The organism is Mesorhizobium sp. CA10 (genome assembly GCF_020165285.1).
Classification (GTDB): Bacteria; Pseudomonadota; Alphaproteobacteria; order Rhizobiales; family Rhizobiaceae; genus Mesorhizobium.
This window is the reverse complement of the sequence record NZ_JAIUHV010000001.1, coordinates 439,558-461,374: the sequence shown is the minus strand read 5'-3', so window position 1 is coordinate 461,374 and position 21,817 is coordinate 439,558. Positions and strand designations below refer to the sequence as shown.

The window sequence follows — 21,817 nt, the reverse complement described above, 5'->3', positions numbered from 1 at the left end:
AGATCGAGGCCATGGCCGCCGAGAAGAACGCCTTCGTGTGGAACGATCCTTTCCTGATCGAGGACCAGCTTTCCGAGGACGAGCGCATGGTGCGCGACGGCGCTGCCGCCTTCGCCGCCGACAAGCTGGCGCCGCGAATCGAGGAAGCCTATGCCGACGAGAAGACCGACCCGTCGATCTTCCGCGAGATGGGCGAAGCGGGCCTGCTCGGCATCACCATTCCGGAAGAATATGGCGGGCTGGGCGCCAACTATGTGACTTACGGGCTGGTGGCGCGCGAAGTCGAGCGCGTCGACTCCGGCTACCGCTCGATGATGAGCGTGCAATCCTCGCTGGTCATGTATCCGATCCATGCCTATGGCTCGGAAGCGCAGCGCAGGAAATACCTGCCGAAGCTGGCGTCGGGCGAATGGATCGGCTGTTTCGGGCTCACCGAGCCGGACGCCGGCTCCGATCCGGGCGGCATGAAGACGCGCGCCGAGAAGACGGCCAACGGCTACAGACTCTCCGGCTCCAAGATGTGGATCTCGAACGCGCCGATCGCCGACGTCTTCGTCGTGTGGGCGAAGCTGAAGGGCGACAGCGGCAAGGACGAGATCCGCGGCTTCGTGCTGGAAAAGGGCATGAAGGGGCTGTCGGCGCCGAAGATCGGCGGCAAGTTGTCGTTGCGGGCGTCAATCACCGGCGAGGTGGTGCTGGAAGGCGTCGAGGTCGGCGAAGACGCGTTGCTGCCCAACGCCAAGGGCCTCGGCGGTCCGTTCGGCTGCCTCAACCGGGCGCGCTACGGCATCTCCTGGGGAGCGATGGGCGCGGCCGAGGATTGCTGGCACCGGGCGCGGCAATACGGCCTCGACAGAAAACAGTTTGGCAAGCCGCTCGCCGGCACGCAATTGTTCCAGAAGAAGCTCGCCGATATGCAGACCGAGATCGCGCTCGGACTGCAGGGCTCGCTGCGCGTCGGCCGGCTGATGGACGAAGGCAAGATGGCGCCGGAAATGATCTCGATCGTCAAGCGCAACAATTGCGGCAAGGCGCTCGACATCGCCCGCCAGGCCCGCGACATGCATGGCGGCAACGGCATCCAGATCGGCTATCACGTGATGCGCCACGCGCAGAACCTGGAGACGGTCAACACCTACGAAGGCACGCATGATGTGCATGCGCTGATCCTCGGAAGGGCGCAGACTGGGCTGCAGGCGTTTTTCTAAACCGGTAAGGCTGCTTAAATTAGGTGCAGCGCAACATCTCTGCTTGGAGAATGGCCAGCATCTATGTCAGGGTTCGGCGAATTGAAACGCCGAACTCCGGGGCACCATGGCAATTCAGGCAGCCGTTCATCACCTGACCCATTACAAATATGACCGGCCGGTGGTGCTCGGTCCCCAGGTGATCAGGCTGCAGCCGGCGCCGCATTCTCGCACCAAGGTGCTCAGCCATTCGCTGAAGGTCGAGCCGGCAAACCACTTCGTCAACCTGCAGCAGGATCCCTACGGCAACTTCCTCGCCCGCTTCGTCTTCCCGGAGCCGGTGACGGAATTAAAGATCGAGGTCGACCTCGTCGCCGACATGACGGTCTATAACCCGTTCGACTTCTTCGTCGAGGAGAGCGCCGAGACTTTCCCGTTCGACTACCCGGAGGAGATCAGGGAAGACCTCGCCATCTACCGGGCGCCGGAGCCCGCCGGGCCGCTGTTGACGGCATTCCTTCGGACGATCGGCCGCAGCCCGACAAACACCGTCAATTTCCTGGTCGACCTCAATGCAAGGCTGCAGCGCGAGATCGCCTATATCGTGCGCATGGAGACGGGTGTTTATTCGCCCGAGGAGACATTGGCCGCCGGCAAGGGCTCGTGCCGGGATTCGAGCTGGCTGTTGGTGCAGATCCTGCGCAATCTGGGCGTCGCCGCGCGCTTCGTCTCCGGCTATCTGATCCAGTTGAAGCCGGATCTCGTCTCGCTCGACGGACCGCCAGGGACCGCTGTCGACTTCACCGACCTGCATGCCTGGTGCGAGGTCTATATTCCGGGCGCCGGCTGGATCGGCTTCGACCCGACCTCCGGCCTGCTCACCGGCGAAAGCCATGTGCCGCTTGCCGCGACGCCGCATTTCCGCAATGCCGCGCCGATCTCAGGCATGGCGAGCTTCGCCAATGTCGATTTCAACTTCGACATGCGGGTCGACCGCATCGCCGAGCATCCGCGCATCACCAAGCCATTTTCGGACGAAAGCTGGGAGGCGCTCGATCGACTGGGCGAAAAGGTCGACGCGGTGCTGAAAGACGGCGACGTGCGGCTCACCATGGGCGGCGAGCCGACGTTCGTGTCGATCGACGATTTCGAATCCGCGGAATGGAACACGGCGGCCGTCGGTCCGACCAAACGCGACAAGGCGGACCAGCTCATCCGCCGGCTGCGCGAGCGCTTTGCGCCGGGCGGCTTCCTGCATTACGGCCAGGGCAAGTGGTATCCGGGCGAGAGCCTGCCACGCTGGACCTTTTCGCTCTACTGGCGCACCGATGGCGAGCCGATCTGGCGCGATCCGTCGCTGATCGCGCGCGAGACGAGCAGCGCCGCCATAGGACCCGAACAGGCCGAAAGCCTGCTCACGGCGATCGCCGGCGAGCTCGGCATCGACAAGGCGATGGTCGGCGAGGCCTATGAGGATCCGGGCGAGTGGCTGCTCAAGGAAGGCAAGCTGCCGGACAATGTCGATCCGTCCAATTCGAAGCTGGAGGACCCGGAAGAGCGCAGCCGCATGGCGCGCGTCTTCGAGCGCGGCCTGACCAAGCCGTCAGGCTATGTGCTGCCGGTGCAGCGCTGGAACAGCCAGGCCGCTGGACAGCGCTGGCGCTCGGAAAAATGGAAGACCAGGCGCGGGCGCCTGTTTCTGGTGCCGGGCGACTCTCCAGTCGGCTACCGCTTGCCGCTCGGTACGTTGCCCTATGTTCCGCCGGCGCAATTCCCTTACATCGTGCCCGTCGACCCCTCAGTGCCACGTGGCCCGCTGCCGGCGCGCGCCGAAATCCTGCCGGAAGCTCCAGGCGGAGGCGCCGACGAAATGGCGCGTCAGCAGGCTGAGGCCTCCTTCACTGCCGCCACGGCCCAACAGGACCGGGTCGAGCAGCGACTGACCGAGATCGGCGGCGCGGTGCGGACCGCACTCACCGTCGAGCCGCGCGACGGCAGGCTCTGCGTGTTCATGCCGCCGGTCGAGGCGCTGGAGGATTATCTCGAACTGGTGGCGGCGGCGGAAAATGCTGCCAAGGCCATCGGGTTGCCGGTGCATATCGAGGGCTATGCTCCGCCGCACGACCCGCGCCTCAACGTCATCCGCGTCGCGCCCGATCCCGGCGTGATCGAGGTCAACATCCATCCGGCCGCCAACTGGCAGGAATGCGTTGCCACCACCACGGCCATCTACGAGGAAGCGCGGCAATCGCGGCTCGGCACCGACAAGTTCATGATCGACGGCCGCCACACCGGCACCGGCGGCGGCAATCATGTCGTGGTCGGCGGCGCGACGCCCAATGACAGCCCGTTCCTGCGCCGGCCAGACCTTCTGAAGAGCCTGGTGCTGCAATGGCAGCGGCATCCGTCCCTGTCCTACCTGTTTTCGGGCCTGTTCATCGGCCCGACCAGCCAGGCGCCGCGCATCGACGAGGCGCGGCACGATTCGCTCTATGAGCTCGAGATCGCGCTGGCGCAGGTGCCGCATCCCGAGAAGGGCGAGGCGCCCTTGCCGTGGCTGGTCGACCGGCTGTTCCGCAATCTCTTGACCGACGTGACCGGCAATACGCACCGTTCCGAAATCTGCATCGACAAACTGTTCTCGCCGGATGGCCCGACCGGCCGGCTCGGGCTGGTTGAGTTCCGCGGCTTCGAGATGCCGCCCAATGCGCGCATGAGCCTCGCACAGCAATTGCTGGTCCGCGCGATCGTCGCCCGCGCCTGGAGGAACCCGCTCGACGGACGCTTCGTGCGCTGGGGCACCTCGCTGCACGACCGTTTCATGCTGCCGCACTACGTCTGGGCGGATTTCCTCGACGTGCTGGAGGATCTGAAGCTGAACGGCTTCGATTTCCGCCCCGAATGGTTCGCGGCCCAGCTCGAATTCCGTTTCCCGTTCTGCGGCGAGGTCCAACATGCCGGCGTCAAGCTGGAGTTGAGGCAGGCGCTAGAGCCGTGGCATGTGATGGGCGAGCAGGGCGCTATCGGCGGCACGGTCCGCTTCGTCGATTCCTCGGTCGAGCGGCTGCAGGTGCGAACCGAAGGCCTCAATCCGGAGCGTCACGCCATCGTCTGCAACGGCCGCCTCGTGCCGATGAAGGTCACCGACAATCGCGAGGTCGCGGTGGCCGGCGTTCGCTTCAAGGCCTGGCAGCCGGCGTCGGGCCTGCATCCGGCACTGCGGGTCAACACGCCGCTGGTCTTCGACATCTATGACCGCTGGTCGGGCCGCTCGGTCGGCGGCTGCGTCTACCATGTCGCGCATCCGGGCGGCCGCAACTACGACACCTTCCCAGTCAACGGCAACGAGGCCGAGGCGCGACGGCTTGCCCGGTTCGAACCGCGCGGCCACACGCCGGGCGGCTATGTGCTGCGTGACGAAGAAGCTGCTGAAGAGTTCCCCATGACCCTTGACCTCAGGCAGCCGGCGAGATTCTGATCGACAATGGCCAAGGGGAATCAGAGACGGGCGGGCGGCAGGCCGCGGGCGCCGAGCCTGCTGGAACGCTACCGACCGATCGAAGGCGTCGTCGACGAGATGGTCGACGCGGCCGGCAGCCCGCGCCCGGCCTGGCGCTCCTTCATCGACGCGCTCAACGATCTCGGGGCGGATCGGCTCGGGCAGCGGTTTGCCCGCGCCGACCAGTATCTGCGCGATGCCGGCGTCTATTACCGTGTCTATGAGCAGGCTGGCGCCAATGAGCGGGAGTGGCCGCTCGCGCATGTCCCGCTGCTGATCGACGAGAAGGAATGGGCCGAGATCAGCGCCGGCCTCGTCCAGCGCGCCGACCTGTTCGAGGCGATCCTGTCCGACATTTACGGGCCGAACCGGTTGGTCGAGAAAGGCATTCTGCCGGCCGGCCTGATTGCAGCCAGCCCGGAATATCTGCGCCCGATAGCCGGCGTCCGGCCGGCCAACGGGCATTTTCTGCATATGGTCGCCTTCGAGCTCGGCCGTGGCCCGGACGGCCGCTGGTGGGTGCTGGGCGATCGCACCCAGGCGCCGTCGGGCGCAGGCTTCGCGCTGGAGAACCGCGTCGCCACAACGCGTGCGCTGTCGGATATCTATGGCGAGATGCATGTGCATCGGCTTGCCGGCTTTTTCCGCCGCTTCCGCGACGCGCTGAACGCTATGGCAAGGGAGTCGGGCGGCCGCGTCGCCATCCTGACGCCGGGACCGCTCAACGAAACCTATTACGAGCACGCCTATATCGCCCGCTATCTGGGCATCATGCTGCTCGAGGGCGAGGACCTGACCGTTTCCGGCGGCAGGCTGATGGTGCGAACCGTTTCCGGCCTGATGCCGATCGGCGTCCTGTGGCGGAGGCTCGATGCCGCTTTCGCCGATCCGCTGGAGCTCAGGCCGGACTCGCAGATCGGCACACCGGGATTGGTCGAGGCAATCCGGCGCGGCTCCGTATCGGCCGTCAATGCGCTGGGTTCGGGCCTGATGGAGACGCGGGCATTGCTGTCGTTCCTGCCCAGGATCGCGCGAGAACTGCAAGGTGACAATCTCAAGCTGCCGAGCATCGCCACCTGGTGGTGCGGGCAAGAGGCGGAGCGCGCGCATGTGCTGGCCAATATCGACCGCATGGTGGTCGGCCCGGCGCTCTCGACCCGGCTTGCCTTCGAGGACGATGGCGCGACCCGGCTCGGATCGTCCCTTTCGGCCGGCGAGCGGGCCGAGCTCATCGCGCGCATCGAGGCGGACGGCGCCGGCTTCGTCGGCCAGGAAGCCGTGACGCTGTCGACCACGCCGGTGTTCGTCGACGGCTTGCTGGAGCCGCGGCCTGCCAGCCTGCGCGTCTATCTGGCGCGCACGCCGGAAGGCTGGACGGTGATGCCCGGCGGCTTCGCCCGTGTCGGATTTTCGCTCGACCCGACTGCGATTGCCATGCAGCGCGGCGGCCAGGCGGCGGATGTCTGGGTGGTCAGCGACAGGCCGGTCGAGCGCGAGACATTGTTGCCGCAGGAGCATGACGGCTTCACCCGCACCATGCCGGGCAGCCTGCCCAGCCGCGCGGCCGAGAACCTGACCTGGCTCGGACGCTATATCGAGCGCTCCGAAGACACGGTGCGCGTGCTGCGCGCCTATCACGTGCGGCTTGCCGAGACGTCCGATCCGGATATGCCGCTGCTCGCCGATATCAGGGACTATCTGGAACCGTTCGGCATCGACGTCGAAACGGCGATACCACCGGGGTTGATCGGCACTTTGGACAGCGCGGTCTACAGCGCCGGCCAGATTCGCGACCGCTTCTCTCCCGATGGCTGGCTGGCGCTGAAGGATCTGTCCAAGACCATCCACAAATTCGCGGAGACGGTCGCGCCCGGAGACGACGCGACGCGGGCGATGACGGTGATGCTGCGCAAGCTTGCCGGCTTTTCCGGCCTGCTGCACGAGAACATGTACCGCTTCACCGGCTGGCGCTTCCTGGAGATCGGCCGCAGGCTGGAACGCGGCATCCAGATCGCGCGCACGCTCAGCCAGCTGACAAGGAATGAGGCGCCGGAAGGGGCGCTGGACATGATGCTGGAGATCGGCGACAGCGTCATGACCCATCGCCGGCAATATCCGGTGCAGGCCGGGCGGCACACGGTTATCGACCTGCTCGCGCTCGACCCGCTCAATCCTCGCTCGATCTTGTTCCAGCTGGAGCGGCTGAAGGCCGAGATCGGCATGCTGCCTTCGATCGGCGGCGAAGGGCACATGTCACCCGCCGCCAAGGAGATCCTGCGGCTCAACACGGCAATAGCCGTCATGGAGCCGTCGGACATGAGCGCCAAGGCGCTCGACGACCTCGCCGGCCAGATAGCCGATCTCTACAACAGCCTCTCCAGAGCCTATTTCGGTTAGAGCATCTCCAGCGAAAAGGATCGCCTCCAATGCTCTATCTCTCTGTTTTTGCGCAATTCCGGACGCAAGGCTACGGCGAAGCCGCCGAGCCCAACCGCTGCGCATTTTTGCTGGAATTGCTGTAATGCTCTACGACATCAAACTCCATTTGCATTACGACTACGCCGCTGCCGCCGGCGGCGGACGGCACCAGGTGCGCGTCATGCCGCAGACGATCGCCGGAGTGCAGCGCGTGATCGCCGCCTCGCTGTCGTTCCAGCCGTCGCCGGCCGAGCGTGCCGATTTTTCCGATTTCTTCGGGAACAACGTCACCTCGATCGCTTTTCGCGACGCGCATGAGACGCTCGACATCCGCATGAGCGCGCGCGTGTCTGTCTCGCGGCCCGAGCCAGGTCTCGATGTCTCGCCCGATATAAGCGGGCTGAGGTCGGAGCTCGACCTGGTACGCTCGCTATTGCCGTCCGCGCCGCATCATTTCCTCGCCGCCAGCGACCATGCCGGCATCGATGCGGCGATCACGGCCTATGCGCGGGAAAGCCTGGCCGGCTCGGCGGTGGCAACGGCGGCCGATCTCTGCAACCGCATCCATCGCGATTTCACCTATGACGGCAAGGCAACCACGGTGCAGACGCGGGCAAGCGACGCCTTCGCGCTGAAACGCGGCGTCTGCCAGGATTTCTCGCATATCATGATCGCCGGCCTGCGCGGGCTTGGCATTCCCGCCGGTTATGTCAGCGGTTTTTTGCGCACGATCCCGCCCAAGGGCAAGCCTCGGCTCGAGGGCGCCGATGCCATGCATGCCTGGGTCAAGGCCTGGTGCGGACGCGATGCCGGCTGGCAGGAGTTCGACCCGACCAACGGCATGCGGGCGAGCAACGACCATATCACGGTTGGCTACGGCCGCGACTATTCCGACGTTGCGCCGATCGTCGGCGTGTTGAAGACCACCGGCGGCCAGGTCGGCGAGCAAGCGGTCGACGTCATTCCGGTGGCAGCCTGATCCGCGGGCGTCGATGACGCGCACCGCCGTTTGCATCCGGAACCAGTCATCGGCGAGCGGCTTTATCTACGGATAATTTCGCGGAGCCGGCATGTTGCAGCATTCACGATTGTCCTCGGACCGTTCAATGCGGAGCGAGGAAATAGTAAGGAACGGTGCGCAGGATTCGGCCGAGCGCGCGTCGCTCAGCTATGTCAGCGACACCGATCCCGGCGTCCGACGATTGAGAAAAGGCAAGGGATTTTCCTATGTCGGTCCGAACGGGCGCAAGGTCAGCGCGGAGACACTTGCCCGCATCAAGGCGATCGTCATTCCGCCGGCCTGGACGGATGTATGGATATCACCCGATCCGGACGGCCACATCCAGGCAACAGGCCGGGATCAGCGGGGCCGCAAGCAGTACCGTTATCACCCGCAATGGACCGAGGAACGCGACGGCGTCAAATATTCCAGCCTCGTTGCTTTCGCGCAAAGCCTGCCCACTCTCAGGCGGCAGATCGATGCCGATCTGCGCCGCCACGGGCTGCCGATGGAGCGCGTCGTCGCCTCTGTGGTTTGGTTGCTCGACAACACCATGATCCGCATCGGCAACGCGGCCTATGCGCGCGACAACAAGAGTTTCGGACTGACCACGCTGCGTGACCGCCATGTCGAGATCACGGGCTCCAGCCTGCGCTTCGCCTTCAAGGGCAAGTCGGGCAAGGAATGGAAGCTGAAGCTGGCCGATCGACGGATAGCCAAGGTCGTGCGCGGCGCCCAGGACCTGCCCGGACAGAAGCTGTTCCAATATCTCGACGAGGACGGCGACCGGCGGCCGGTGCGCTCGGAGGACGTCAACCGCTATATTCGCGAGGCCTCCGGCGCCGAATTCAGCTCAAGACATTTCCGCACCTGGGGCGGCACCATCCACGCCGCTTCGCTGTTTGCGCAGACCGAACTGCCGGAAAGCCAAGCGCTGCGGAAACGGGTGACAAACAGCGTCGTCGACAAGGTCGCCGAGCGGTTGGGCAACACCCGTGCCGTCTGTCGCAAATGCTACATCCACCCGCTGGTGTTCGAAGCGTGGAGCAACGGGCGCCTGCTCGACGAAATGGCCGAAGCCAATAAGCACAAGCGCGTCATACCCGGCCTCGACGAGGAAGAAACGCTGGTGCTCAGATGGCTGCAGGCGCGCGGCGCCTGACAGGCGGTTGCGGAGATCGTCAAGTCAGTGATCCCTCGATAAATTTTTTTATCGACCTAGTGTCGGGAAGGGTCCTAGTGTCGCGTCCTTTGATACGGAAAGGACCTGCCATGCTTTACGCCATCCTCTGCTACGCCTCCGAAGACGTCGTTTGCTCCTGGAGCAAGGAACAGGACGACGAGGTCATGGCAAAGCTCCTCAACGTGCAGGACAAATACGCCAAGGCGGGCCGGCTGGGGCCGGTGGCGCGCCTGTTGCCGACGACGGCGGCCACGACGCTGCGAAAGGTCAAAGGGGAATCGATCGTGCTCGACGGTCCGTTCGCCGAGACCAAGGAACAATTCCTCGGCTTCTACACGCTCGAATGCAACGATCTCGACGAAGCCGTCGAATTCGCGCGCGAGCTTTCCGAAGTCAATCCGAGCGGCGGTTCCTACGAGATCCGGCCGGTTTCGGTCTTCAATCCGACAAAGGTCGCGGTATGACGGAACTCGCCTGGATAAACGCCGCGATCAGCAATGCCCGCCCGCAGGCGATGGGCGCGCTGCTGCGCTACTTCCGCGACCTCGACGCCGCGGAAGAGGCTTTCCAGGACGCGTGCCTGAGGGCACTCAACAACTGGCCGAAGAACGGGCCGCCACGCGATCCCGCGGCTTGGCTGATCTTCGTCGGACGCAACAGCGGCATCGACGCCGTGCGCAAGCGCGCCAAGCAGGCGCCGATGCCGGAAGAGGACCAGATTTCCGATCTCGAGGATGCCGAAGGCGATATGGCCGAGCGGCTGGACGGCGCGCATTATCGCGACGATATCCTGCGGCTTCTGTTCATCTGCTGCCATCCGGATCTGCCGGCGACGCAGCAGATCGCGGTGGCGCTGCGCATCGTGTCCGGCCTCACCGTCAAGCAGATCGCGCGCGCCTTTCTCGTCGGCGAGAGCGCCATGGAACAGCGCATCACCCGCGCCAAGGCGCGCATTGCCGATGCCGGCGTGCCGTTCGAGACGCCGGGCGCGGTTGAGCGCTCGGAGCGGCTCGCCGCAGTCTCCGCAATGGTCTATCTGATCTTCAACGAGGGCTATTCGAGCAATGGCGGCGAGGCGCCCGCTCGCGCGCCGCTGTGCGAGGAGGCGATCCGGCTCGCCCGGCTGCTGCTCAGGCTGTTCCAGCAGGAACCTGAAATCATGGGGCTGACGGCGCTGCTGCTTCTCCAGCATGCGCGGGCACCGGCGCGTTTCGACGAAGACGGCGAGATCGTGCTGCTCGAGGACCAGGACCGCTCGCTCTGGAGCCGCAAGATGATCGACGAGGGCTTGGCGCTGGTCGACAAGGCGCTGCGCCACCGCAAGCCCGGCCCTTATCAGGTGCAGGCGGCGATCGCGGCGTTACATGCGCGGGCGGCGACGGCCGAGGATACCGACTGGACCGAGATCGACCTGCTCTATGGTCTGTTGGAGCAGATGCAGCCGTCGCCGGTGGTAACGCTCAACCGCGCCGTCGCGGTCAGCAAGGTGCGCGGCCCGGAAGCCGCACTTGCCATGATCGAGCCGCTGGAAGAGCGGCTGTCGGGCTATTTCCACTTCTTCGGGCTGAGGGGCGGGCTGCTGATGCAGCTTGGGCGCAATGACGAGGCGCGTGTCGCCTTCGACCGCGCCATCGCCCTGGCCAACACCGCGGCCGAGGCGGCGCATATCCGCATGCATATCGACCGGCTGATCAAGGAAAGCACTGAGAAGTCTTCCTTCCAAAAAGCGCGCTGATCCGGCTTCGCCGTCTGGCCCAATTTCGCAATCCGGCCTTGGACCATGCCGGGGTAGCGGTTTTCCCCCGAAACGCGTAATGCCACGCCATGAAAGCGCCCGGCTGTGCCCGACGGCACGGACATGGCGCATGGCTTCCACGCCCGTCCCATGAGCGGCGGGATATGAAAGGGACAAAAATGACGTTAGCGAAGGAAACCGCTTCACTTCTTGAGAAACTGGGCGTCGCCAAAGATGCGCTTTCGGGGGGCGACCTGATCGTGCGCAGCCCGGTGACGGGCGAACAGATCGCGGCGCTGAAGTCGATCTCGGCCGCCGACGCCGGCAAGGCCATCGATGCCGCGCACAAGGCTTTCCAGGCCTGGCGGCTGGTGCCGGGGCCAAAGCGCGGCGAGCTGGTGCGCCTGCTCGGCGAGGAGCTGCGCGCGCATAAGGACGAGCTTGGCCGGCTGGTGTCGATCGAGGTCGGCAAGATCCCCTCCGAGGGGCTGGGCGAAGTCCAGGAGATGATCGACATCTGCGATTTCGCCGTCGGCCTTTCCCGGCAACTCTATGGCCTCACCATCGCCACCGAGCGCCCCGGACACCGCATGATGGAGACCTGGCATCCGCTCGGCGTCGTCGGCGTGATCTCGGCCTTTAATTTCCCTGTCGCGGTATGGTCATGGAACGCGGCGCTTGCCTTCGTCTGCGGCGATGCGGTGGTATGGAAGCCGTCGGAAAAGACGCCGCTGACGGCGCTTGCCTGCGAGGCGATCTACAAGCGCGCCGCCAAGCGTTTCGGCGCGGACGCGCCGGTTGGACTGCTCCAGGTGCTGATCGGCGACCGCGCTGCCGGCGAGGTGCTGGTGGATCATCCGAAGGTGCCGCTGGTCTCGGCCACCGGCTCGACCCGCATGGGCCGCGAGGTCGGCCCCAGGCTCGCCAGGCGTTTTGCGCGCGCCGTGCTCGAGCTCGGCGGCAACAATGCCGGCATCGTCACGCCCACCGCCGATCTCGACATGGCGCTGCGGGCGATTGCCTTCGGCGCCATGGGCACGGCCGGCCAGCGTTGTACCACGCTGAGGCGCCTGTTCGTGCATGACAGCGTCTATGATGCGCTCTTGCCGCGGCTGAAGAAGGCTTATGAAACCGTCTCGGTCGGCAATCCGCTGGAGGGCAAGGCGCTGGTCGGTCCGCTGATCGACAAGGCGGCCTTCGATAACATGCAGAAGGCATTGAAGGAGGCTGAAGCGCATGGCGGCAAGGTGACCGGCGGCGCGCGCGTCGAGAACGGCCATCCGGACGCCTATTACGTGCATCCGGCACTGGTCGAAATGCCTGCCCAGGTCTCGCCGGTCACGGAAGAGACCTTCGCGCCGATCCTCTACGTGATGAAATATTCCGATTTCGACGAGGCGCTGGAACAGCACAATGCCGTGGGCGCCGGCCTGTCATCGTCGATCTTCACGCGCGACCTGCAGGAATCGGAGCGTTTCCTTGGCGTCGACGGTTCGGATTGCGGCATCGCCAACGTCAATATCGGCACTTCGGGCGCGGAGATCGGCGGGGCGTTCGGCGGCGAGAAGGAGACCGGCGGCGGCCGAGAGAGCGGCTCGGACGCCTGGAAGGCCTATATGCGCCGCGCCACCAACACGGTGAACTATTCCAAGGCGCTGCCGCTCGCGCAAGGCGTGTCGTTCGACATCGATTGAGGGACGAAGCGACGGGTCAGCTCTCACCCGCGAGCTGACCCGGCTCGACTATCGATCGGGCCATGCGGGCGGAAGGCGGTCGATTGCTCAGAAAGCCTTGCCGGTAGCCGGATCGAAGAGGCGGAGCGCGTCCGCATCGAAGACGAACGCGCATGGCTGACCCTTGGCGACGCGGGCGCGCGGCGGCAAGGTCGCCGTCAAGTTCTGCGCGCCGATCCGGGCCGTGGTGACCTGTTCGGGACCGGTCAGTTCGACGACGTCGATCTCGACCGGCAGCGACAGATCGGCGCCGCTGCCCGGCCCCAGCCGGAGCGCTTCCGGCCTCACCCCGACAATGACCTGAGCACCGTCGCGGCCTGCGTTGGCGTAGTGCGCCGGCAGCGCCAGCCGCGCATCCGTGCCGGCAATGGCGAGCTTGCCGTCCTCGACAAAAGCTTCCAGCATGTTCATCGCAGGCGCGCCGACGAAGCCTGCCACATAGAGCGTCGCCGGATGGTTGTAGATCTCTTCCGGCGTGCCGAGCTGCTCGACACGACCGTCGCGCATGACGGCGATGCGGGTCGCCAGCGTCATCGCCTCGATCTGGTCGTGGGTGACGTAGACGACCGTGGTGCGCAGCATCTCATGCAGGCGCTTCAGTTCGGTGCGCATCTCGAGCCGCAGCTTGGCGTCGAGGTTGGAGAGCGGTTCGTCGAACAGGAAGACCTGCGGCTTGCGCACCAAGGCCCTTCCGATGGCGACGCGCTGGCGCTGGCCGCCGGAGAGCTGCCCGGGCTTGCGGTCGAGCAGGTTCTCAATCTGCAAAAGCTTCGCCGCCTCGCGCACCGCCTTGTCGCGCTCGGCGACGGGAACCTTGCGCATCTCCAGCCCGAAGCCGATGTTGCGGCTCACCGTCAGGTTCGGATAGAGCGCGTAGGACTGGAAGACCATGGCGATGTCGCGGTTCTTCGGATGCACGCCAAGCACGGACCGGCCGCCGATCAACACGTCGCCGCTGGTCGCCTCGGCAAGACCAGCGATGATGTTGAGCAAGGTCGACTTGCCACAGCCGGAGGAGCCCAGCAGCACCAGGAACTCGCCGTTCTCGAGCGCGATGTCGATGCCTTTCAGCGTTTCGACGCTGCCGTAATTCTTGCGGATATCGCGGATTTCAAGCGCGCTCATGGATGGCTTCCTCGAAGAAAATCGGCCCGCCATAATCGCGGGGCAGGGTGGAAATGGCCCGCGATGCCACCTGAACAGCCGCTGCAAGGCAACGTGCCAGAGCGTGCTCCCGAGCAAGCGCCGCCAGAAAGGCGCCGTTGAAGACATCGCCGGCGCCGATAGTGTCGACGACGTTGACGCGTGGCGCGGTCGCATCGATGATCTGGCCGTCCGGGCCGATAGCGATCGCGCCCTCGGGTCCGCGCTTGACGACCACGGTCGCGGCTTTTTTCATGCCGTCGCGGATCTTGCGTGCCGCGTCCGTGGGATTCTTCAACCCCGCCAGCGTCGTCGTCTCGACCTCGTTGAAGAGCGCAAGCTCGCAACGCGACAGCCAGGCGCGCGCCGCGGCACAATTTTGCGCCGTCCAGCCATCCATCGGCCAGCCGGTGTCGAGCGCGACGGCGATGCGGTGTGCCTCCGCCCAATCGAAAAAAGCATCGTACTGGCGCGTGAGGTCGTCGGTCAGGAAGGAGCCGCAAAGCAGCGCGTAGCCGCCCGAAAGCCGCTTGCCGTCCAGAACCGAAAGCACGTCGTCGAGATTGAAGCGCGGCAGGTGACCGCGGGTGGTGAAGAAGGTGCGTTCGCCGTCCGGATGGGTCATGCCGACCGACAGCGTCGTGCCCTCCGTGTGGACCGGCCATCTCGCGGCGCGGCCCCCGAATGCCTCGCGCAGCCAGCGCCCGAACTGGTCGTCGCCAAGATTGGCGGCAATCTCGAAATCGATGCCCAGCGCCTGCCAGGCAAGCGCCGTGTTACCGGCCTGGCCGCCGACACGCAGGTCGTCGTGGTCGACGACGGTCTCCGTGCCCGCCTTCGGCCATGGCGCGACCGGCCCGACGATCAGGTCGACGTTGACGTTGCCGATCACCGCGAGCGGCCGCATCATTCGCTCCTGGTGATCTTGGTGGTGCGCACCGGCGTTCCGGCATTCTCGACGCGGGAATCGGCGAAGGCGATCATCAGGCTTTGCGCCACCGGCAGCATGGCAAAGATCGCCGCCAGTCCGGACGCGGGCTTGAACCTCAATGTGACGGCGCCTGCGACCGGCGGTTTGCCCGAAGCGTCGAAGACGATCAGCGGGGCCCCGGTCTCGACCACTGAAGTGGCCATGGCGGTGACGAGGTCGGCGGTCGGGTCGTTGCCGCGGAAGAGCACGACGCCAATGCTTGGGCCCAGCATCTCCATCGGCCCGTGGCGCAACTGACCGCCTTCGAGCGAGAAACAAGGCAGGCGCGACAGTTCGGTGAAGCCGAGCGCAAGGGCTTCAGCCACGCCTTGAAGCTTGCGGCCAGAAGTGACGATGGTCGTGACCATCCTGAGCGCCGCGAGCGCGGCATCGATCTCGACCGTCTGGGGCGCCTTGAGCCCGGCGAGCGCGCCGGCGGGATCGTCGCCTAGCGCAGTCAGGATGGCGAGATGCAGGGCGAAGGTCACGGTCAGGCTGCGGGTCGCGGCAAAGGCGAGCTCGCTACCGCCGGCGCCGACGAGGCAAGGCACCGTACGGCCAAGAAACGAGCCGGCCTCGAGCGTCAGACCGAAGGTCTCCGTGCGATCGCCGGTCTCGGCAAACCAGCGCAAGACCTCGGCGCTTTCGCCGGATTGAGAGGTGACGATCACCGTCTTGCCGGTCAGCGGCAGCGGCTGGCCGAGCTGCTCCGACAGCGGCAGCGCGATGGCGTCGATGCCGTGCGCGCGATAGAGCGGCTCGACTGCGCGGGCGACGGCATGCGAGGCGCCCATGCCGAGCAGGAGGAGCCTGCCGTTCTTGCTGATCGAGGCAGCGATCTCGGCAGCTACTTCTCGATTGCTGTCGAACGAGGCAAGCGCATCCTCATGCTGGCGCGCCATCTCGCGGTCGATCGCGACGAGCCCTGCCGGGCGTTTCTCTTGAGCAGTCATGATTATCCTTTCACTCCGCCGCTGGTGAGGCCCGAGATCAGCGCGCGTTGCATGACGAGGCCGATCAGCACCGGCGGCAAGGCCGCAAGCACGCCGGCGGTGGCGATCAGTCCGTAGTCGGAGATGCGGCCGCCGGCGAGATCGGCGATGGCGACGGTCAGCGTCTTTGCCCGCTGGTCCGAGGTGAAGAGCAGGGCGTAGAAGAACTCGTCCCAGGCAAGCAGCACGGCAAACAGCGCCGATGTCGCCACCACGGGCGCAGCCAGCGGCAAGGTGATGATGCGCCAGGTCTGGAGCAGCCCCGCTCCGTCGATCATGGCCGCCGCCTCGATCTCGCGCGGGATGGAATCGAAACCCGATTTCATCAGCCAGGTGGTGAAGGGCGCGAGGATCGTCAGATAGATCAGCGCCAGGCCGAAGACGTTGTTGAGTAGGCCGAGATAGGACAGGCCCATGTAAAGCGGTACGGAGAGGGCCACCGGCGGCAGCATGTAGGTGGCGATCACCATCGAAAGCGACCAGCCGACCGAAGGCGTTCGCGAAACGGCCCAGCCGGCTGGCACGGCAAGGACAACAGCGGCGAGCGTCGCCATGCCGGCGACCTCCAGGCTGTTGCGCAGCGATGCGGTGAAGGCGGCGCCGGCACTGTTCTCGACCCTCGATAGAAGCTGCGTGTAACGAGAGAAGTCGGCCGCCTGCGGCCACCAGCGCAGCGGCTTGGCGGCGAGGTCGGCGGCCGGCGATATGCTCATGACGAAGAGCCAGGCGAGCGGCGCCAGGACCACCGCGGCGAGCAGGATGGCGCAGGCATAGACGAAAGCGGTGAAGACAGGGCTCTTGCGTTCCATCAGGCCGCGCTCCCCGCGGTCTTCTTGACCAGCGTCGCATAGGCGACGGCGAGCACGGTGACGAGCAGGGTGACGATCAGCGCCAGCGAGGCGCCGGAGCCGGCGCGCTGGAAGGAGAAGGCTTCCTGGTAGACGAGGATCGACAGCGAGCGCGTGCTGTTGGCCGGGCCGCCGCGCGTCATGACCCAGATGATGTCGAAGACCTTGAAGGCCTCGATGGTGCGCAGCACCAGCGCCACCATCAGCGGGCCTGCAAGATAGGGCAGGATGACGAATCGGAAGCGGTTGAGCGGGCCGGCGCCGTCGACAAGTGCCGCGGCGGTGATGTCGCGCGGCACCGCCTGCAGGGCGGCGAGCGCAATCAGCGCGACCAGCGGGAAATTCTTCCAGCAGTCGGCGACGATCAGCGCCGCCAGGGCCGTTCCCGGCTCGCCTAGCCAGGAGCGGTAATCATCTATGATATGGAGCTGCGTCAGCGCCGCGTTCAGCGCGCCATATTCGGGATTGTAGATCAGCCGCCAGAGCGTCGCGTTGACGACGGTTGGCAGCGCCCAAGGCAGGATCATCAGCCCGCGCAGCACGGCGCGGCCGCGGAATTCCTGATTGAGCAGAAGGGCCGCAAGCACGCCGATCACCATCTCGGCGGTGACCGAGATAACCGCGAACCAGGTGGTGGTCGAGAGCGTGCGGGTGAAGTTCGAGCTGGTCAGCATCTTGGTATAGTTGTCGAAGCCGACGTAGTTGCCCGCCGTGCCGACCAGCTGGGCGCCGGTGAAGGAAAGCCTGAAGGTATCGACCAACGGCCAGCCGATGACGGCCACCATGATCATCAGAAGCGGCAGCATCAACAGCCACGCGCGCGTCGTCATCCAGGTGCCCGACATCAGAGCGCCTCTCTCCTGTCATCCGGCTAGAGCGGTTCACCGTTTCACGGAAACGGCGAACCGCTCTATCTCTTTGTTTTGACGCAATTCCGGACGGAAAACCGCTTCACACTTTTCCTGGAATTGCTCTAGAAATAGCACGGGCGGCGCTCGTGTATGAGGCCGCCCGCGTGGAGGAACGCCAGATCAGAGGCCGCTGTTTTCGGCAGCGGTCTTGAGCGCGTCTTCCGGCGTCGCCTGGCCGAGCAGCGATTCCTGGATCGCCTGCTGCAGCGCCGTCGACAGCTGCTGGTATTTCGGCGTGGTCGGGCGCGGATACATCGCGGCAAGACCGAGCTTGGCGGCGGCGATCAGTTCCTCCTGGCCCTTGGTGACGGCCGGATCGTCATAGGACGAAGCCCAGATCGGCAGCGACAGCTTGGCATACTGGTTCTGTGTCGCCTGCGAGGTCATGAACTCGATATATTTCCAGGCTTCGTCCTGGTGCTTCGACACCGCCGTCACGCCAAGGCCCATCGAGCCGTTGACGGCCGAGACCTCGCTGGTGCCGGCAACGCCCGGCGCCGGCACGACGCCGACCTTGCCCGCGACCTTGGAGTCCTTCGGATCGTTGGCCATGTTGTACATGTAGGTCCAGTTCAGCGCGAAAGCGGCATCGCCGTTCTCGAACACCTTGCGCACATCCTCTTCCAGGAATTCCTTGGAGTTCGGATTGGTCAGGCCCGACTTGTAGCTGTCGACCATGTATTTCAGCGCCGAGAGACCGCCGCCGTTCTGGAAGTCGGGCTTGCCGTCCTTGAGGAAGTCGCCGCCATAGGCGCTGACCAGCGTGGTGTAGTCGCAGATGGCGGCTTCGGCCTGCGACCAGCTCCAGGCGATCGGCGTCTTCAGCAAGCCCTTGTCCTGAATGAGCTTGGCCTGCTGGCCGAGTTCTTCCCAGGTCTTCGGCGGCGCCTTGATACCGGCCTTTTCCAGGATTTCCTTGTTGTAGAACAGGTATTTGGTGTCGAGAATCCACGGCATGCCATAGTACTTGCCGTCATACTGGACGGTGGTCCAGGCCCCGGGCAGAACGCCCTTCTTCATGTCATCGGTGATCTTCGACGAGACATCGACCAGCACCTTGTTGGTCGCGTATTCAGCCGGCCAGATGACGTCGAACAGCACCACGTCATAACCGCCGCCCGATCCTTGAGCGAGCACGGTCTTGTCGTGCAGGCCTTCATAGGGAACGAATTCGAGATTGATCTTGATGTCCGGATTGGCCTTGGTGAAGGCCTCCGTCATCGAGCGCACGTCGGCCTCGCTATAGGCGGCCTGCGCCATGAAGAGCGCGTTCAAGGTGGTTTCAGCGAAGGCGTGGGGGACGAGCAGCCCGCCAACGAACAACGCGCCCAGAAGTGTCTTACCGATCGATTTCAGCATTTGTCTTTCTCCCATTTTCGACGGCTGCGAGTGGGCGGCCAAGGCTGTGCCGCTTTCTCGAATTCGCATCGCGTCTGACCGGATCCATCCCAACGGCGTGCGGCGGAGCTCGAAAGCTTTTGCCGTCTTTTTTTAGAACCGCGCGGGTCTCACCTATTAAGTCAATTCGCTTGACTTAATTAGTCGATCAATCCTTTAATGGAGTCAAGAGGGGAAACGACGGTGCACGACATCAGCCCGATCCGCGCCAAAAGCGGCACCAACCAGGAGGGAACGAGCGCCCACAACCGGCGCGTCATGATCGAGGCGCTGCGGCTCAACGGCGCGCTTTCACGCGCCGACCTGGCGCGGGCGACACAGCTTACCAAGCAGGCGGTCTCCAACATCATCGAGGATCTCGAGCGCGATGGCCTGGTCGTGGCGCTGGATGCGGTGCGCAAGGGCAGGGGGCAGCCTTTCACGCCCTACCGGCTGGTTCCCGAAGGGGCCTTCGCCATCGGGCTGCAGATCGACCGGCATGTGACGCGCGTGGTGGTGGTCGATCTCGTCGGGAAGGTGATCGCACGCGCCGAGGCGGGGCTGCCGTTCGACGAGCCTTCGGCGGGCGTCAGGATCATCCTCGGCCTGGTCGACCGCGTCAGGCGCGAGCTGGCTTCCTTGTTTGCCCAGTCCGAGCGACGGCTGGTCGGACTGGGCGTCGCCATGCCGGGACCCTTCGGGCTGAAGAACCCCGACAACAAATGGATGATGCCTGCCTGGCAGCAATTTCCGCTGGTGGAGGCGCTTTCGGCCGGCACCGGGCTCGATGTCGGCCTGCAGAACGATGCGGCCGCCTGCGCGACGGCGGAGCGGATCGTCGGCGCGGCGCATGGCGTCGACCACGCCGTCTGCCTTTATGTCGGTTATGGCATAGCCGCCGGGCTGATCCTCAATGGCGAGCTCTACAGCGGCGGCAACGGCAATGCGGGCGAGGTCGGCATGGCGCTGCTTTCGCCGGCCGGCCCCGGTTCCACGCCGCTCGAACACCGTGCATCGCTGGCCTCGCTCTATCAGCATCTCGGCCTCGACCCTACCGAGAGGGGGCTTTACGAGACGCTTGGCGCACTGGCGCTTGCGCAGGATCCGCGGGTCATGGGCTGGGTCGAAAGAGCCGCGTCCGACCTGCGCTGGGGCGTGCATCTGATCGAAACGATCTTCGATCCGCAAACCGTCATCCTCACCTCCAGCGCGCCCGAAGCACTCGCCCGGCTCCTGCTTCGGGCCATGCATCCGCTGCTGCCGTCGATCGCGGATCGCCCGGTCCGGCGCCTGCCACGGCTGCAACTGGGTACCACCGATCCCTGGGCGATCGCGGTCGGCGCCGCGGCAGAGCCGATCAGCCGAACCTTCGATCCGCGTTTTTCCGCGATCCTGAAGGCCGGATAGAAGCGGTCGGCCCGTCGCCTGCGTCATGCTTGCGGCGAAAGCCGCGACGATGATGGCGAGCTTGACCGCCTGGGCGGCGCCCGCTGGCGCGGGTACCGGTCTTGCGCGGCGCCAGGCGGAGTCTTGACGGTCAGCGATTCTTCAGAGCTGAGATGCAGGCTTCGAAGGCCTCGTCGACGACGGCGAGCTTGGCTGCCTGGACGGCCATGTATTCGTCGAAGAAAGTCCTCGAAACCCACATCACGGAATGGCCGCGCTGGCCGATCCAGCCGATGCTGCCGAGCGCCTCGGCATCATACAGTTTGCGCGCCAGATGGGTGCGTGAGAGCTTCAGCCAGTGGGCGAATTCCCTGACCGAGATGACGCCGGTCGGTATCCTGTCGAGATGGACATCCTCAGGATCGATACCGGACATCAGCCAGTCCATGACGATGCCGCCGTTGTTTAGCCAGATAAACAATGAAAAAGTCTGCCCAGGCTCCCGCACTGCGCCGCTGGCTAGCAATCCATCGGCGATCAGAGGCTGCAGGATGGGCAGCATCTCGGGTCGCTCGAGGAAGTTTTCCAGCCGGTTCGCGCCATCTATGCGGTCGAGCGTTCTCAGATGCGCGTAAATCCAGCCGGTGAAGGTCTCTATGGTGCCCGCCGTGACCTGCAACGGATGGGCGCGGCCATCGCCGCTGGCCGAAATATATTCGGCGATGTTGTAGTGCAGCATCTCCTTGACGAAAGCCTCGGCGGTGTTGCGGCTGGCCACGGAATTGCGGCGCACGACCTCGATGAAACGCGCCATCGTCATGTCGGTACGGCGGTCGTTGGGATCGCGCCGGAAATGCAGAGCCAAGCCGACATGAGCGAGCAGCCAGCGCTGCTGGGTGGCAAACACGGCAGCCAGCCGCGGGCTCGTTTGATAAATATGGATGAGTGCTTTGGACTGCTCCTGGACACCGCGAAGCGCTGCCGGATGACGGGCGATTTCTGCGGCACTCAGCGGCATTTCCTACGGCACTCCATGCGATTCCAAGCAACGACAAATGAAGACTCCCAGTCTTCGCCGGTCGTGTCCAGTTGCCCATTGGAAAAACGAACGATCAGGCGGTGAATTCGCTGCTAACTCTTTGCATCGGTTCGGGAAAGCCGTCGGGCCCGCAGCTCCTGCGTTGAATTGACGAGTCCCGCCAGGCGAGCATAGGTTCCGCGCCATCGGGGCTGCGGGGAGTGCTTCCCGGGATGGGCTCCGTCCCTGGTGCGGATTCGCAGACAATCCTGCAGGATCCGCGCTTCGAGGATGCCGCATTCTGTCGGGCAGCGCGACGGTCTCCAATACATGCGCCTTGGCGTCGGCCGCGCCGGTCGGCGCCGATCGATAACGTATGGGTGACGAGGAATCCGCGCAGCCCTTTGCAGCCTGCGG

Annotated in this window: 16 protein-coding genes; 9 read left to right on the top strand and 7 right to left on the bottom strand. The window is 65.1% G+C overall.

The genetic code is table 11. The annotated features are described in order from the left end of the window. The first annotated feature begins 11 nt into the window (after positions 1-11). The 8 genes from LB535_RS02175 (at position 12) to LB535_RS02140 (ending at position 12,716) form a co-directional block, all read left to right on the top strand. Positions 12-1,208, top strand: a complete 1,197-nt coding sequence (locus LB535_RS02175; protein ID WP_224630998.1) for an acyl-CoA dehydrogenase — start codon at positions 12-14, stop codon at positions 1,206-1,208. Between the two features lie 106 nt (positions 1,209-1,314). Next, a complete protein-coding gene (locus tag LB535_RS02170; protein WP_224630997.1) occupies positions 1,315-4,665 on the top strand; it encodes a DUF2126 domain-containing protein in 3,351 nt (1,116 codons plus the stop codon). Between the two features lie 6 nt (positions 4,666-4,671). Further along, positions 4,672-7,083, top strand: coding sequence for a circularly permuted type 2 ATP-grasp protein (locus tag LB535_RS02165; RefSeq protein WP_224630996.1), 2,412 nt, complete (start codon positions 4,672-4,674; stop codon positions 7,081-7,083). 124 nt (positions 7,084-7,207) lie between these two features. Beyond that, the gene (locus tag LB535_RS02160) at positions 7,208-8,083 is read left to right on the top strand and encodes a transglutaminase N-terminal domain-containing protein (RefSeq protein ID WP_224630995.1); all 876 of its coding nucleotides are present in this window, start codon (positions 7,208-7,210) and stop codon (positions 8,081-8,083) included. A gap of 91 nt (positions 8,084-8,174) precedes the next feature. Next, positions 8,175-9,266 carry a DNA topoisomerase IB gene (locus LB535_RS02155; RefSeq protein ID WP_224630994.1) on the top strand — a complete coding sequence of 364 codons (1,092 nt, stop codon included), beginning with the start codon at positions 8,175-8,177 and terminating at the stop codon, positions 9,264-9,266. Between the two features lie 110 nt (positions 9,267-9,376). Then, the gene (locus tag LB535_RS02150) at positions 9,377-9,751 is read left to right on the top strand and encodes a YciI family protein (protein ID WP_095766415.1); all 375 of its coding nucleotides are present in this window, start codon (positions 9,377-9,379) and stop codon (positions 9,749-9,751) included. Further along, a complete protein-coding gene (locus LB535_RS02145) occupies positions 9,748-11,022 on the top strand; it encodes an RNA polymerase sigma factor (RefSeq protein ID WP_224524412.1) in 1,275 nt (424 codons plus the stop codon). Before LB535_RS02150 ends, LB535_RS02145 begins: the two co-directional genes overlap by 4 nt. A 179-nt stretch (positions 11,023-11,201) precedes the next feature. Continuing rightward, positions 11,202-12,716: an aldehyde dehydrogenase family protein gene (locus tag LB535_RS02140; protein WP_224630993.1), complete on the top strand. Its 1,515-nt coding sequence runs from the start codon at positions 11,202-11,204 to the stop codon at positions 12,714-12,716. A gap of 87 nt (positions 12,717-12,803) precedes the next feature. On the opposite strand, the gene LB535_RS02135 is transcribed toward LB535_RS02140, so the two are convergent. The 6 genes from LB535_RS02135 to LB535_RS02110 all read right to left on the bottom strand — a co-directional run bounded on the left by LB535_RS02135 (position 12,804) and on the right by LB535_RS02110 (position 18,978). After that, positions 12,804-13,880, bottom strand: a complete 1,077-nt coding sequence (locus tag LB535_RS02135; protein ID WP_224626714.1) for an ABC transporter ATP-binding protein — start codon at positions 13,878-13,880, stop codon at positions 12,804-12,806. Further along, entirely contained in the window at positions 13,867-14,805 is a 939-nt protein-coding gene (locus tag LB535_RS02130; protein ID WP_095766418.1) for a PfkB family carbohydrate kinase, read from the bottom strand. Before LB535_RS02130 ends, LB535_RS02135 begins: the two co-directional genes overlap by 14 nt. Continuing rightward, positions 14,805-15,827, bottom strand: a complete 1,023-nt coding sequence (locus LB535_RS02125) for an SIS domain-containing protein (protein WP_224631187.1) — start codon at positions 15,825-15,827, stop codon at positions 14,805-14,807. Before LB535_RS02125 ends, LB535_RS02130 begins: the two co-directional genes overlap by 1 nt. Further along, complete coding sequence (locus LB535_RS02120; protein WP_224630992.1) at positions 15,824-16,669, bottom strand: carbohydrate ABC transporter permease; 846 nt, start codon at positions 16,667-16,669, stop codon at positions 15,824-15,826. The genes LB535_RS02125 and LB535_RS02120 overlap by 4 nt, the downstream gene beginning before the upstream one ends. Continuing rightward, entirely contained in the window at positions 16,669-17,553 is an 885-nt protein-coding gene (locus tag LB535_RS02115; protein ID WP_224630991.1) for a carbohydrate ABC transporter permease, read from the bottom strand. Before LB535_RS02115 ends, LB535_RS02120 begins: the two co-directional genes overlap by 1 nt. Positions 17,554-17,739: 186 nt before the next feature. Beyond that, positions 17,740-18,978, bottom strand: coding sequence for an extracellular solute-binding protein (locus tag LB535_RS02110; RefSeq protein WP_224630990.1), 1,239 nt, complete (start codon positions 18,976-18,978; stop codon positions 17,740-17,742). A 222-nt stretch (positions 18,979-19,200) separates the two neighbouring features. Here LB535_RS02110 and LB535_RS02105 point away from each other — a divergent pair, with 222 nt between their 5' ends. Next, on the top strand, positions 19,201-20,403 hold the full coding sequence (locus LB535_RS02105; RefSeq protein WP_224630989.1) for an ROK family transcriptional regulator: 1,203 nt from the start codon (positions 19,201-19,203) through the stop codon (positions 20,401-20,403). A gap of 130 nt (positions 20,404-20,533) precedes the next feature. Here the strand turns inward: LB535_RS02105 and LB535_RS02100 are convergent, their stop codons facing one another. Next, a complete protein-coding gene (locus tag LB535_RS02100) occupies positions 20,534-21,400 on the bottom strand; it encodes a hypothetical protein (RefSeq protein WP_224630988.1) in 867 nt (288 codons plus the stop codon). Between the last annotated feature and the right edge of the window lie 417 nt (positions 21,401-21,817).